Consider the following 13,988-nt stretch of genomic DNA (forward strand, 5'->3'; position numbering starts at 1 on the left):
GGCGATGGCTGTCCTCACCGGCGTCCTCGCCCGCGGCCGGACCTCCGGGTCCGGCCGCGGGCCGGGCCACGGCCTCCCGGTCACGCCGTGGCTCTTCCTGATCGTGCCGCTCGGCCTGCTCGTGCTGTTCACCTACGTGCCGGTCGCGAACATGGTCTGGTACGGCTTCACCTCCTGGGACGGGCTGGACCCGGTCAAGGAGCCGGTCGGCCTCGACAACTACGTGCGGATCTTCACGGACCCGCAGATGTTCGAGGTCTTCTTCGTGAGCCTGTACTACCTGGCCGGTGCCGCCGTGCAGCTCGTCCTGGCCCTGTACTTCGCCACGGTCCTGAGCTTCGACACGCGGTTCCGGAACTTCTTCAAGGGCGTGCTCTTCTTCCCCTACCTCATCAACGGGGTGGCGATCGGCCTGGTGTTCCTGTTCCTCCTGCGCCCCGGCGGCACGCTCGACGCGACGCTCGCGCTCGTCGGCGTGAGCGAGCCGCCGCAGTGGCTCGGCGACCCGTCGCTCGTGAACGTGTCGCTCGCCGCGACGAGCGTGTGGCGGTACCTGGGGCTGAACTTCGTCCTGTTCCTGGGGGCGATCCAGTCGATCCCGGGCGAGCTGTACGAGGCGGCGGACCTCGACGGCGCCACGAGCTGGCAGAAGTTCCGGTACATCATCGCGCCCGCGATCCGGCCGATCATCGGCCTGACCACCATCCTGGCGATCTCGGGATCGCTGTCGGTGTTCGAGATCCCGTGGATCATGACGGGGGGCGCCAACGGCTCCACCACCTTCGTGATCCAGACCGTGCAGCAGGCCTTCCAGTTCAACAAGTTCGGCCTCGCCTCGGCCATGGCCGTCGTGCTGCTGCTCATCGTCCTGCTCGTCACCTGGATCCAGCGCAGGCTTTTCCCCGACGAGAGGGTGGACCTGACATGACCGACCACACGACGATCGGGCTGCCACGCCCACCCGCACGCCCACCCGCGCGCCCCGCCGCCCGCCCGGACCTGGCCCGGCACCGCCTCGCGCGCGGGTGGCGGGCACTGAGTCCCCTGACCACGCCCCTCGGCATCACGGTCAAGTACACCAGCCTGCTGATCGCCGTCGCCTGCGCACTGATCCCGCTGATCACCGTGTTCATGGCGGCGTTCAAGACCCGCGAGGAGTTCGCGACGTCGGACCCGCTCGCCCCGCCCGGCGACTGGTTCAACCTCGAGAACTTCGTGGTCGCCTTCACCCGGGGCGGGATGCTGCAGGGATTCCTGAACACGACGATCATCCTGGCCGTGTCGCTGGTGGGCACCATCCTCATCGGGACGATGACCGCCTACGCGGTCGACCGTTTCGACTTCCGGGGCCGCCGGCTCGTGATGGGCGCCTTCCTGCTCGCCACGCTCGTGCCGGCGGTCACCACCCAGGTCGCCACCTTCCAGGTGGTGAACGGGCTGGGCCTGTTCAACACGCGCTGGGCCGCCATCGTGCTGTTCATGGGGACCGACATCGTGTCGATCTACATCTTCCTGCAGTTCATGCGGTCCATCCCGCGATCCCTCGACGAGGCGGCGATGCTCGACGGCGCCGGCCGACTGACCATCTACGCGCGGATCATCTTCCCGCTGCTGCGCCCCGCGATCGCCACCGTGGTGATCATCAAGGGCATCGCCATCTACAACGAGTACTACATCCCGTTCCTCTACATGCCCTCGCGGGACCTCGGCGTGGTCTCCACGTCGCTGTTCCGCTTCATGGGGCCGTTCGGCGCGCAGTGGGAGATCATCTCCGCCGGTGCGGTGCTGGTCATCATCCCGACCCTCATCGCGTTCCTCCTGCTGCAGCGACAGATCTACAGCGGACTGACCTCCGGAGCCACCAAGTGACCGACATCTCCACGCCCGACACGACACCGCACGGCACCCCGCCGCACGAGCCGCCGCCGCACGACGGCCCGGCGGTCGCCACCGTGCCCGACGACCGCACCGCCCGGCAGGTTCGCGACCTGCACCACGGCTGGACGGTGCGCTGCGCCGGCGGGCCGGTCCCGGGACCGCTCGCCCGGGCGCTCGCGGCCGAAGGGCCGGGCGTGCCCGCGACCGTGCCCGGCACCGTGCACACCGACCTCATGGCCGCGGGGCTCGTTCCCGACCCGTACCTCGACGACAACGAGCGGCTGCTCGCCTGGATCGGCCGGTGCGACTGGGAGTACCGCACGGCGTTCGCGCGGCCCGCCCCGGCCGCCGGGCCCACGCGGCACGAGCTCGCCTTCGACGGTCTGGACACCGTCGCGACGATCACGCTGAACGGCTCCGAGGTGGGCCGCACGGCGAACCAGCACCGGTCCTACCGGTTCGACGTCACCGACCTCTTGCGCGACGGCGAGAACGAGCTGACGGTCAGGTTCGCCTCGCCGGTGCGGTACGCGGACGCGCAGTCGCTGGAGCTCGGGCAGCGCCCGCAGGTGAACCACCATCCGTTCAACGCGATCCGCAAGGCGGCCTGCAACTTCGGCTGGGACTGGGGCATCGACGCGGCCACGGCCGGCATCTGGCGGTCCGTGCGCCTCGAGTCGTGGTCCACGGCACGGCTCGCGGCCGTGCGCCCGCTCCCCGGCGCGGACCTGTCCGGTCCGGCGCCGGTGGGCCTGCTCGACGTGCACGTCGACGTCGAGCGGCAGGCCGGCGCGGGCGCGGGCGAGGATCCGCTGGAGGTCGGCGTGGTCGTCCGCGGCCCCGGCGGTGACCGGCCCGGAGACGCGTCCCGCGGGGCCACCGTGACGATCGAGCCCGGCCAGGTGTCCGCCGTCGTCCGCCTCCGCCTGGACGACGCCGAGCTGTGGTGGCCGCGCGGGTACGGCGAGCAGCCGCTGTACGACGTCGAGGTGGTGCTCGCCGCGCCCCGGACGCCGTCGGGCACCGGCCGGGAGCCGGAACCCGCGCCGCCGACACCGGAGCCGCTCGACCGCTGGCGTGGCCGCACCGGTTTCCGGAGCGTCGCGCTCGACCTGACGCCGGACGACGACGGCACGTCGTTCACGATCGTCGTCAACGGCCGCCCCGTCTGGGTCAAGGGCGCCAACTGGATCCCGGACGACGCCTTCTTCCACCGGGTGGACCGCGCGCGGTACGCGCGGCGGCTCGACCAGGCGGAGCTGGCGAACCTCAACCTCCTGCGGGTGTGGGGCGGCGGGCTCTACGAGTCGGGGGACTTCTACGCCGAGTGCGACGAGCGCGGCATCCTGGTGTGGCAGGACTTCGCGTTCGCCTGTGCCGCGTACAGCGAGGGCGAGCCGCTGCGGGGCGAGGTCGAGGCGGAGGCGCGCGACGCCGTCACACGCCTCGCGCCGCACCCGAGCCTCGTGCTGTGGAACGGCAGCAACGAGAACATCTGGGGCTACCACGACTGGGGCTGGAAGCTGCGCCTCGACGGGCGGACCTGGGGGCTCGGGTACTACACGGAGCTGCTGCCCCGCGTCGTGGCGGAGCTGGACGGCACCCGGCCGTACACGCCGTCGAGCCCGTGGTCGGGCAGCCTCGACGTGCACCCGAACGACCCGGACCACGGCTCCATGCACTCGTGGGAGCTGTGGAACCAGCTCGACTGGCCGCACTACCGCGACACCGTGCCGCGGTTCATGGCCGAGTACGGATGGCAGGGGCCGCCCGCCTGGACCACGCTCCGCCGCTCCGTCGGCGACACCCCGCTGACGCCCGAGTCGCCCGGCATGCAGGTGCACCAGAAGGCGATGGAGGGCAACAAGAAGCTCACCGCCGGCCTGGTGCCGCACGTCCCGCTGCCCGACGACATGGAGGACTGGCACTGGGCCATGCAGTGGAACCAGGCGGTCGCCGTGCGGACCGCCGTCGAGCACCTGCGCTCCTGGGCGCCGCGGTGCATGGGGTCCGTGGTCTGGCAGCTCAACGACTGCTGGCCGGTGACGTCCTGGGCGGCGGTCGACGGCGACGAGCGGCCCAAGCCCTTGCTGTACGCGCTGGCACACGCGCACGCGGACCGGCTCGTGACGATCCAGCCGCGGCCCGCCGGCTCCGGCGCGCACGCCGGAATGGCCGCCGTCGTCGTCAACGACAGCGACGAGCCGTGGACCGGTGAACTGGTCCTGCGGCGCCTCGCCTACGACGGGACCGAGCTCGCGGAGGCGAGGTCGTCCTTCGCCGCGGCACCCCGGGGGATCGCGACCGTGCCGGTCCCGGCGGCGGTCGCGACGCCCGGGGACACCGGGAGCGAGCTGATCGTCGCGAGCGCCGGCGACGTGCGGGGCACCTGGTTCTTCACGGAACCGCGCGACTCGGCGCTCGCGGCACCGGACCTCGACGCGCGGGTCGAGCCGGCGGGCGACGGGCGTCTGGCCGTGCGGGTCACCGCGCGGAACCTGGTGCGCGACCTGACGCTCCTGGCGGACAAGGCGCGTCCCGACGCGGTGGCCGACCAGGCGCTGGTCACGCTGCTGCCGGGGGAGACCACCACGTTCGAGGTGACGTTCGGGGCGTGGCCGGGCGGCGGGGCCGCCGCGGACCGCGGCGGCCGCCGGAGCGGGACGGATGCCCCGGACCCGGCCGTCCTGACGGCTCCTCGCGTGCTGCGCTCCCTCAACCAGCTCGTCGGGAGCCCGGAGGCGCCGCGCGGGTGAGCGGCGTCGGGCTGCGTTACCGAGACGTGACGGTCGTGCGCTTGCCATGCGGCGTGGTCTGTGACTAGGTTCACCCTAAGTGGTAGGACGGCTAACATATTCGTTCTGCCGGGGTGACACGGCCGTCACGCGCACCTGGCACAGAGTCGTGCGACCGGGGATCGACAAGAGGAGACGTGCATGTCCACGAACAAGTTCACCGAAGGTCGCCTGGCGCAGGCCGCACTGGACCGCAGGACCTTCGTGCGCGGCGCCGTCGCCACCGCCCTCCTCGCGCCGCTCGGCGGTGCGCTCGCCGGCTGCGCGGTTCCGAGCGGCGGTGGTGGTGGTGGGACCGCCGCCGGTGAGATGAGCGCCGACAACCCGTTCGGCCTGGTCGAGGACGCCGACGTCGAGGCCGTCATCTTCAACGGCGGCTACGGGTTCGACTACGTCGAGTTCGCCGCGGAGGAAGCGAAGAAGCAGTTCCCCGACGTCACCTTCGAGGTCTCCCCGTCCACGCAGATCGCCCAGGAGCTGCAGCCCCGGTTCGTGGGCGGCAACCCGCCGGACCTGATCGACAACTCCGGCGCCGGCTCGATCGGCTTCAACACGATCGCCGACCAGCTCGAAGAGCTCGACGACGTCTTCGAGGCCAGCAACTACGAGGGCACCACCATCGCCGACACGCTGTACCCGTCGGTCAAGGACCCCGGCACCTACAACGGCCGGTTCGTCGCCCTCAACTACGTGATGACCGTGTACGCCGTGTGGTACTCGGCCTCGCTCTTCGACCAGAACGGCTGGGCGGCGCCCGCCACCTGGCAGGAGGCCATCGACCTCGGCGCCGAGGCGCAGAAGGCGGACAAGAAGCTCTTCGTCTGGGGCAAGGAGGCCGCGACGTACTACCAGACGATGGCGCTCGACTCGGCCATCAAGGAGGGTGGCGACGAGGTCCGCCTCGCCCTGGAGAACCTGGAGCCGAACGCCTGGTCGCACGACGCGATGCAGGGCGTGCTGGAGGCCCTGCACGAGATCGTGCAGAAGGGGTACTTCGTGCCCGGCGGTGCCGGCACCCAGTTCACCGCCGCGCAGGCCCGGTGGAGCAACGACCAGGACGCCCTCCTGTACCCGTCCGGCGGCTGGATCGAGAACGAGATGAAGGACGCCACCGCCGCCGACTTCCAGATGACCGGCTTCCCGACCCCCACGGTCTCCGACAGCTCCGCGCTGCCGTACGAGGCGGTCCGCGCGGGCGCCGGCGAGCCGTTCATCGTGCCGAGCGCGGCCGCCAACCCGGCCGGCGGCAAGGAGGTCCTGCGCGCCATGCTGTCGGCGGAGGCGGCGACGAACTTCTCCGAGACCCGCCTCGCGCCCACCATCGTCCGGGGGATCGTGCCCGACGACGGCTTCGGCTCCACGGCGCTCGTCTCCCAGACCGGCATGCTCGACGCCGCGGGCGAGAACATCTTCAACTACCAGTTCGTCGACTACTACGGCCTGAACGCCGACCAGCTCGTCGTGTGGAACGCGTTCCTCTCGGGCGAGCTGGATGTCAAGGGCGTCACCGACGGGTTGCAGAAGATCAGCGACGACGTCGCCGGGGACGACTCGGTCGAGAAGATCGAGGTCAGCTGAACCGATGTCCGGCACGTCAACCCCGGCGGCCCCCAGGGGCGCCACGCAGCCGGCCGCGGCGGACCGGCCCGGGAACACGCCCCGGCCCGTCCGCCGCCGGCGGCGCCGCCAGATCTCCCTCGACAAGGCGAGCTTCTTCGCGGTCGCCCTGTTCCTGCCGCTCACGGTGTACGTGATCTTCGTGATCTCGCCGTTCGTGCAGGCGGTGTACTTCTCGATGACGGACTGGAGCGGATTCACCGCCGACATGGCGTTCGTCGGGCTGGACAACTTCGTCCGCCTGCTCGGTGACGACAAGTTCCTGCGCGCCGCCATGAACAGCGCCCTGCTGGCCGTCGTCGTGCCGACCGTGACGATCGTGATCGCCATCGGGGTGGCCACCATGGTGACCGTCGGCGGCTCCACGACGGGCGGCGTGCGCGGCCTGCGAGGCGCGGGCTTCTACCGCGTGATCTCCTTCTTCCCGTACTGCGTTCCCGCGATCGTGATCGGCCTCGTCTGGGCCCAGGTGTACGACCCGTCCCGGGGCCTCCTGAACGGCGTCCTGACCGGCATCGGGCTCGACGGCATGACCGACTTCCCGTGGCTCGGCGACCCCCGGACCGCCATGGGCGCGTCCATGTTCGTGATCGTCTGGAGCTTCATCGGGTTCTACACCGTGCTGTTCGTGGCCGCCATCAAGGGCGTGCCGGGGGAGATCTACGAGGCCGCGCGGCTGGACGGCGCGAGCCGGTTCCGCACGGCCGTCTCCATCACCGTGCCCCTCATCCGCGACAACGTCCGCACGGCGTGGATCTACCTGGGCATCGCGGCGATCGACTCGTTCGTCTACATGCAGGCGATGAACCCCGGGGGTGGTCCGGGATACTCGACGTTCGTGATCAGCCAGGACCTGTACCAGACGGCGTTCGCCAAGGGCCAGTTCGGCTACGCGACCGCGATGGGCGTGGTGCTCGCGCTCGTGACGCTGCTCTTCGCCGGCGCCGTGTTCCTCGTGGACCGGATCACCGGCGGACGTGACGACGTGAGGGGGCACGCATGAGCACGGGCGTCGAAGAACGGCACGGCACGGCGCGGCGGAGGGTGTCGGGCACCGCGGGCGACCGGACGGCCGTCGCCACGAGTCACGTCCTGCTCACGTTCGGCGCGGTGCTGGTCGTCGTGCCGTTCGTGTGGGTGTTCGTGTCGTCGTTCAAGACGACGAGCGAGATCCTGGCCTCGCCGTTCTCGCTGCCGGCGGACCCGAGCCTGGACAACTACGTCAACGCGTGGACCGACGCGGGGATCGGCCGGTACTTCCTCAACACGATCGTCGTGGTGGGCTGCGCGCTGTTCCTCGTCATGCTGCTCGGTGCGCTGACGGCGTACGTGCTGGCCCGGTTCAGGTTCCCGGGCAACAAGGTGATCTACAACCTCATGCTGGCCGGGCTGACCTTCCCGGTGTTCCTCGCGATCGTCCCGCTGTTCTTCGTGCTGCGGAACGCGGGCCTGCTCAACACGCTGCCGGGCCTGATCGTCACGTACGTGGCGTTCGCGTTCCCGTTCACCGTTTTCTTCCTGTACTCGTTCTTCCGGAGCCTGCCGCACGAGGTGGCCGAGGCGGCGCAGGTCGACGGCGCGGGGGAGTGGCGCACCTTCTTCCAGATCATGCTGCCCATGGCGCGGCCGGGGATGGCCTCCGTGGCGATCTTCAACTTCCTGGGCCTGTGGAACCAGTTCCTGCTGCCCGTGGCGCTGAACACCGAGACGGACAACTACGTGCTCACGCAGGGCATGGCCCAGTTCGCCTCGCAGGCGGGGTACGCGGTGGACTTCGGCGCGCTGTACGCGGGTGTGGTCATGACCGTGATCCCGGTACTGGTGGTGTACGTGTTCTTCCAGCGCCGCCTGCAGGGCTCGGTGGCGCAGGGCACGTTCCGCTGACGACGGGCTCGGGCGATCCGTCCCGGGTTCCGGGCACCGCCTCGGGCGGACGCCCGGGATCCCGGCCGCTCAGCGGTCCAGGACGCGGGCCACCGCGTTCAGGGGGATGTGCAGCCAGGCCGGGCGGTGGCGCGCCTCGTACACGACCTCGTACAGCGCCTTGTCCAGCGTGAGCGCCCGCAGGAGGAGCGAGGCCGTCGTGACGCCGAGCGAGCCGCCGGGTATCGCCGCCCCGGGCACGGCGTCGCCGTGGTCCTGCGGTGACCCGGCCGGGGAGCCCGCCTCCGCGAGGGCCTGGCGGTAACCCTCCAGGAAGGAGAGCTGCGCCCGGGCCGACCACTCCGGATCGGCCGCCTCACCGACGGCGGCGGCGTAGTCGAAGGACCGCAGCAGGCCCGCCACGTCCCGGAGGGGCAGGTCCGGGGCGGTGCGCTCGGCGACGGGCCGCTGCGGCTCGCCCTCGAAGTCCAGGACCTTCCAGCCCGACCGCGCATGCAGCACCTGGCCGAGGTGCAGGTCTCCGTGGATCGCCTGGAGCGGTACCGGCCGGTCGGCCGTCACTCCGGCGAGGTGCGCGCTGACCTCGTCGTAGAAGGCCGTGATGCCCGCGCGGTACGGAGCGAGGCCGGGCACGTCGGCGATGGCCTCGGCCGCCCGGCGCCGCAGCACGCCCATGAACCCGCTCGCGTCCAGCGTCGCGTCCGTCGGGCGGGCGGTGGCCAGCGCGGTGTGCAGGTGCGCGACGACGGCCCCCAGCTCGGCGGCGCTCTCGTCGAAGTCGACACCCTCCTGGGCGTGCGCGCAGGCCAGTTCGAAGCCGTCGTCGGCGTCGGCGACGAGCTCGGAGACGACGGCGAGGTGCGCATGGATCTCGCCGTCGCCGGGCACGCGGGGGCCGGGAGGGGTCTCGCCCGGACCGCCGGCCGCGGGCGGGACGGAGAGTTCGACGGATCCGAGGTAGCGCGGGACGCCGTCCCACCCGGCCCGCGTCAGCGCCTCCGGGATGACGACGTCGGGGTGCGGGCCGGCCGGCACGGTCCGCAGGATCTTCAGGATCACGCCGTCGGCACGCTCACCGGGGAATCCCGGGACGGGGGGCTTGAGACCGGGAACGAGCACGGAGGTGTTGGACTGCTCCCCGCCGAGCGCGCGCGCCCCCTCGAGCCAGCCGGGTTCTTCCTGGTCGGGCGGCGGATCCACATCGGCCGCGCGGGCGGGCGAGCGCGTCGGCGCCGTGGCCGCGCGCGTCACCGGCCGCCCGGCGGGCGCGGGGAAGTCCGCGGGGAGGGCGGCTTCCAGATAGGCGCGCCAGGCGGCGGGGTGGGTACCGCCGTCGTGGACGGCGAGGTATCCGTCGCCCGTGTCGACGACGCCGATCGCGGTGCGGGCGTCGGTCGGCGCCCGCACCCGTTCCAGGACGAGTGGCACCTGGACGACGAGCGCGCCCTCGTCGCCGGCCAGCCCCGGGCCGGCCAGGCGCAGCAGCGGGACGACGACGCCGGGGGCGCGGCCCGGACCGCGGCCCTCCGCGTCGGCGGTGCCCCCGGCGAGCTCCACGGTCAGCCACGGCACGTGGCGCACGCCGTCGCCCGGCACCGGGTACCAGCGCCGGGCGGGAAGCCAGGCGTCCAGCAGGCGCAGGACGCCGTCGGGGAGGGGGCCGGCCCCCTCGTGCACGATGACGGACCGCGCCTCGTCGATGATCGTCACGCCCCTCCCGGGTGTGCCGGCGCCGCTCCCTGGGCGAGCACCAGCCAGTAGAAGTCGCGCGCGCCCCAGGTCATCGTGACGGTGCCGCCGTCGGTCACGTCGGGGAACCCGGCGCCGCCGAACACGTCGGTCAGCGTCCAGCCGGTGTACCGGGGCAGCTTCAGCGTCGCGGAGCGCGCGGTCGCGGACAGGTTGGCCGCGACCAGCATCGTCTCGGTCTCGCTCGTGAGGGTGAAGGCGATGATGGCCTCGTCGTCGCAGTCGACCGGCTGGTACGCGCCGCCGCCGAACGCGGGGTGCAGGCGCCGCACCGCGAGCATCCCGTGCACCCAGTGCAGCAGCGACGTCGGCTGCGCGAGCTGCGCCTCGACGTTGACGTGCTGGTAGTGGTGCACCAGCGACTGCACGAGCGGCAGGTACAGCTTGCCCGGGTCGGCGTGGGAGAAACCGGCGTTGCGGTCCGGGGTCCACTGCATCGGCGTGCGCGAGGAGTCGCGGTCGGGCAGCCAGATGTTGTCGCCCATGCCGATCTCGTCGCCGTAGTAGAGGCACGGCGAGCCGGGGATGGACAGCAGGAGCGCGTGCGCCAGCTCGATCTCCTTGCGGGAGTTCTCCAGCAGCGGCGCCAGCCGGCGGCGGATCCCGACGTTCGCGCGCATCCGCGGGTCGGGCGCGTACCACCCGTACATCGCGGCACGTTCCTCCGTCGAGACCATCTCCAGCGTGAGCTCGTCGTGGTTGCGCAGGAACGTGGACCACTGCGCCCCCGCCGGGATGGCGGGCGTGTCCGCGAGGATCTCCTTGAGGCGGTTCGCGCGCTGGTCCCGGATGGCGTAGAAGATCCGCGGCATCACCGGGAAGTGGAAGCACATGTGGCACTCGGGCTCGTCCTCGGTGCCGAAGTACTCGACCACGTCCTGCGGCCACTGGTTCGCCTCGGCGAGCAGGATGCGGCCGGGGAACTCGGCGTCCACCATCTTGCGGACGCGCCGCAGGAAGCGGTGCGTCTCGGGCAGGTTCTCGCAGTTGGTGCCCTCGGCCTCGAAGAGGTACGGGACGGCGTCGAGCCGGAACCCGTCCACGCCGAGCCGCAGCCAGAACCGGGCGACGTCCAGCATCGCCTCGGCCACGAGCGGGTTGTCGAAGTTCAGGTCGGGCTGGTGACTGAAGAACCGGTGCCAGAAGTACTGCCGCCGCACCGGGTCGAAGGTCCAGTTCGAGGTCTCGGTGTCCACGAAGATGATGCGGGCGTCCCGGTACCGCTCCGGGTCGTCGCTCCACACGTAGAAGTCCCCGTACGGTCCGTCCGGGTCGGACCGCGACGCCTGGAACCAGGGGTGCTGGTCGCTGGTGTGGTTCATGACCAGGTCGATCACCACGCGGATGCCGCGTTCGTGGGCCGCCGTGACCAGGTCGCGGAAGTCGTCGGTCGTGCCGTACTGCGGCGCGACGGCGGTGAAGTCGGCGACGTCGTAGCCGCCGTCGCGCAGCGGGGACGGGAAGATCGGCGGGATCCACAGGGCGTCCACACCCAGCCATTCGAGGTAGTCCAGCCGGTCGATGAGCCCCCGCAGGTCGCCGATCCCGGAGTCGTCCGGGTCGGAGAACGCCCGCACCAGCACCTCGTAGAAGACCGCCTTCTTGTACCACTCCGGGTCGTCGGACAGGCCAGGGCGCCGGGACTCGAGCTGGGGCTGCCGCCGGGGCGGCAGCGCCTGGACGGGGATCGGCGCGGTCACGGGCCGGGGAATGTCGCGGCCGGAGCCGCTGGGTGACGACGGCGAGGGCCGGCCCGTCTCGCGGTCGGGCTGCTCGGCGGGGCCACCCGGCCCGAACGTGGTCATGAGATTCCTCCGGTGCCGCCGCGGTCGGTTCCCGCGGAGGTCACGTGCAGCACGTGCGCCACGCGGTGGGCGGGGTCGAGCCGCACGTACGGCGTCGCGCCCCAGCCGTAGGTCTCGTTCGAGAGCAGGTCGTGCGCCACGTAGAACGGGGCGTCGGGGTCACCCTCGGGCGCTGTGAGGCCGAGGGACTTCAGGTCCAGGTGCACGAGCGACTCCTGAGAGTTCCAGGGATCAAGATTCAGCACGACCACGATCACATCGTCGTGTGCGGGGGCCGTGACGGGTGCGACGCCCACGTCGGCGCCACGACGATCGACCGTGCTGCCCCCAGGCACCATGGTGCTGCCCATCGAACCGCTCCGCGCGCCGGAGAGGAATTCTGCGCCGATTCGTCGCGAGAAGGCCACTACCTGGCCGTTCGTCGTGGGATGCACGGTCAGGTTCCGGAGCTGGCGGAGTGCCGGGTGCTCGCGGCGGATCGTGTTGAGGCGGGTGACCAGCGCGGCGATACCGTACTCGGTGGCTCGTTCCCACGCCCGCGGCCGGTATTCGTACTTCTCGTTGTCGATGTGCTCCTCGACGCCGGGCCGGGGCGTGTTCTCCACGAGCTCGTAGCCCGAGTACATCCCCCACGACGGCGAGCCCGTCGCGGCGAGGACCGCGCGGACCGCGTGCCCGGCGACGCCGCCGTGCTGGACGTAGGGGGTGAGGATGTCGTGGGTGGTGGGCCAGAAGTTCGGCCGCATCACCGACCCCAGCGGTCCCGACACCTCCGTGAGGTACTCCTCGACCTCCTCCTTGGTGTTGCGCCAGGTGAAGTACGTGTACGACTGGTGGAACCCGATCCGCGCCAGCGTCCGCATCATGGCCGGCTTGGTGAACGCCTCGCTGAGGAAGATCACCTCGGGGTGGGTGGCGTGCACCTCGGCGAGCAGCCACTCCCAGAAGTTCAGCGGCTTGGTGTGCGGGTTGTCGACGCGGAACAGCGTCACGCCGCGGTCGATCCAGGTGCGGAGCACGTCGAGGACCGCCGCCGACAGGCCGTCCGGGTCGGTGTCGAAGCTGAGCGGGTAGATGTCCTGGTACTTCTTGGGCGGGTTCTCCGCGTACGCGATCGAGCCGTCGGCGCGGACCACGAACCACTCGGGATGCTCGGTCACCCACGGGTGGTCCGGGGAACACTGCAGGGCGATGTCGAGCGCGACCTCGAGGCCCATGCCGCGGGCCTCCTGGACGAACGCGACGAAGTCCTCCTCCGTGCCCAGGTCGCGGTGGATGGCGTCGTGGCCGCCGTCGGGCGAGCCGATGGCGTACGGGCTGCCCGGGTCCCCGGGCTCCGCCTCGAGGGTGTTGTTCCGCCCCTTGCGGAACGTGGTGCCGATCGGGGAGACGGGGGTGAGGTAGACGACGTCGAACCCCATGGACGCGATCGCGGGCAGACGCTTCGCGGCGGTCGCGAACGTGCCCGAGACCCACGTGCCGTCCGGCTTCTGGTAGGCCCCCTCCGAGCGCGGGAACATCTCGTACCACGCCCCGGCGAGGGCGAGCGGCCGCGCGACGCGCAGCGGGTAGGTGTCCGACGCCGACACCAGCTCCCGGTGCGGCGCCCGCGCCAGGGCCTCACGGACCTCGGGTGACGTCGCCGCGGCGAGCCGGACGGCCGCCGGGCGGGAGTCGTCCTCCAGCGCGGTGAGCGTCTCGCCGAGCAGCTTCGTGTCGGCCGCCGTGCGGTGCGGCGCGATCAGCGCGTCCCGCCGTTCCGGGCGCAGGATCCGGCGGAACAGGCGGGCGCCCTCGGCGAGCATGAGATCGACGTCGATCCCGGCCTCGATCTTGATGGTGGCGTCGTGCGTCCAGGTCGCGTACGGGTCGCTCCACGCCTCGACCCGGAACGCCCACTCACCCACGTCGTCGGGCTGCAGGAATCCGCGGAAGTGGTCCAGCCCGGGGGCGACGTCGGTCATGGCCGCCCACGAACGGTCGGTGCCGTCCGGCGCGACGAGCACGGCGGTGGCGGCGACGGCGTCGTGCCCCTCCCGGAACACCGTCGCGGTCACGGGAACCACCTCGCCGACGGCGGCCTTGGCAGGCCAGCGTCCCCCTTCGACCACCGGGGAGACCTGGATGACGGGAATGCGGCCGATGCCGCCGGGACTCGTGCGGCCGGGACCGCCGGCCGGGTTGCGCGCGCTGCTCACACGGCCACGCTATCGACCTCTGGTTGCCCTGTGCACGGGGGCACGCCAACGGCTCGCGCAAG

The 13,988-nt window shown here is 71.6% G+C and carries 9 protein-coding genes; 6 read left to right on the forward strand and 3 right to left on the reverse strand.

Going from position 1 to position 13,988, the window contains the following annotated elements; translation table 11 throughout:
* Positions 1–4 precede the first annotated feature (4 nt).
* From EDD34_RS03890 to EDD34_RS03915, 6 genes are all read left to right on the forward strand, one after another.
* Positions 5–928, forward strand: coding sequence for a carbohydrate ABC transporter permease (locus EDD34_RS03890; RefSeq protein WP_123813408.1), 924 nt, complete (start codon positions 5–7; stop codon positions 926–928).
* Positions 925–1,869 (forward strand): carbohydrate ABC transporter permease, encoded by a 945-nt coding sequence (locus EDD34_RS03895; RefSeq protein ID WP_123813409.1) that lies wholly within the window; start codon positions 925–927, stop codon positions 1,867–1,869. Before EDD34_RS03890 ends, EDD34_RS03895 begins: the two co-directional genes overlap by 4 nt.
* Entirely contained in the window at positions 1,866–4,634 is a 2,769-nt protein-coding gene (locus EDD34_RS03900) for a glycoside hydrolase family 2 protein (protein WP_246012172.1), read from the forward strand. Before EDD34_RS03895 ends, EDD34_RS03900 begins: the two co-directional genes overlap by 4 nt.
* Positions 4,635–4,814: 180 nt before the next feature.
* Positions 4,815–6,251 carry an N-acetylglucosamine/diacetylchitobiose ABC transporter substrate-binding protein gene (gene ngcE / locus EDD34_RS03905; RefSeq protein ID WP_123813410.1) on the forward strand — a complete coding sequence of 479 codons (1,437 nt, stop codon included), beginning with the start codon at positions 4,815–4,817 and terminating at the stop codon, positions 6,249–6,251.
* Positions 6,252–6,255: 4 nt separating this feature from the next.
* Entirely contained in the window at positions 6,256–7,293 is a 1,038-nt protein-coding gene (locus EDD34_RS03910) for a carbohydrate ABC transporter permease (protein ID WP_123813411.1), read from the forward strand.
* Positions 7,290–8,174 carry a carbohydrate ABC transporter permease gene (locus EDD34_RS03915; protein ID WP_123813412.1) on the forward strand — a complete coding sequence of 295 codons (885 nt, stop codon included), beginning with the start codon at positions 7,290–7,292 and terminating at the stop codon, positions 8,172–8,174. The genes EDD34_RS03910 and EDD34_RS03915 overlap by 4 nt, the downstream gene beginning before the upstream one ends.
* A gap of 69 nt (positions 8,175–8,243) precedes the next feature.
* Here the strand turns inward: EDD34_RS03915 and EDD34_RS20595 are convergent, their stop codons facing one another.
* From EDD34_RS20595 to EDD34_RS03930, 3 genes are read right to left on the reverse strand one after another with little or no spacing between them, the layout of a single operon-like run.
* Positions 8,244–9,884 (reverse strand): phosphotransferase, encoded by a 1,641-nt coding sequence (locus EDD34_RS20595; protein WP_170176962.1) that lies wholly within the window; start codon positions 9,882–9,884, stop codon positions 8,244–8,246.
* Positions 9,881–11,728 carry a maltose alpha-D-glucosyltransferase gene (gene treS, locus EDD34_RS03925; RefSeq protein ID WP_123813413.1) on the reverse strand — a complete coding sequence of 616 codons (1,848 nt, stop codon included), beginning with the start codon at positions 11,726–11,728 and terminating at the stop codon, positions 9,881–9,883. The genes EDD34_RS20595 and treS overlap by 4 nt, the downstream gene beginning before the upstream one ends.
* On the reverse strand, positions 11,725–13,926 hold the full coding sequence (locus tag EDD34_RS03930; protein WP_123813414.1) for an alpha-1,4-glucan--maltose-1-phosphate maltosyltransferase: 2,202 nt from the start codon (positions 13,924–13,926) through the stop codon (positions 11,725–11,727). The genes treS and EDD34_RS03930 overlap by 4 nt, the downstream gene beginning before the upstream one ends.
* Positions 13,927–13,988: the final 62 nt, after the last annotated feature.

The sequence above is a fragment of the Myceligenerans xiligouense genome (assembly GCF_003814695.1).
Taxonomy (GTDB): Bacteria; Actinomycetota; Actinomycetes; order Actinomycetales; family Cellulomonadaceae; genus Myceligenerans; species Myceligenerans xiligouense.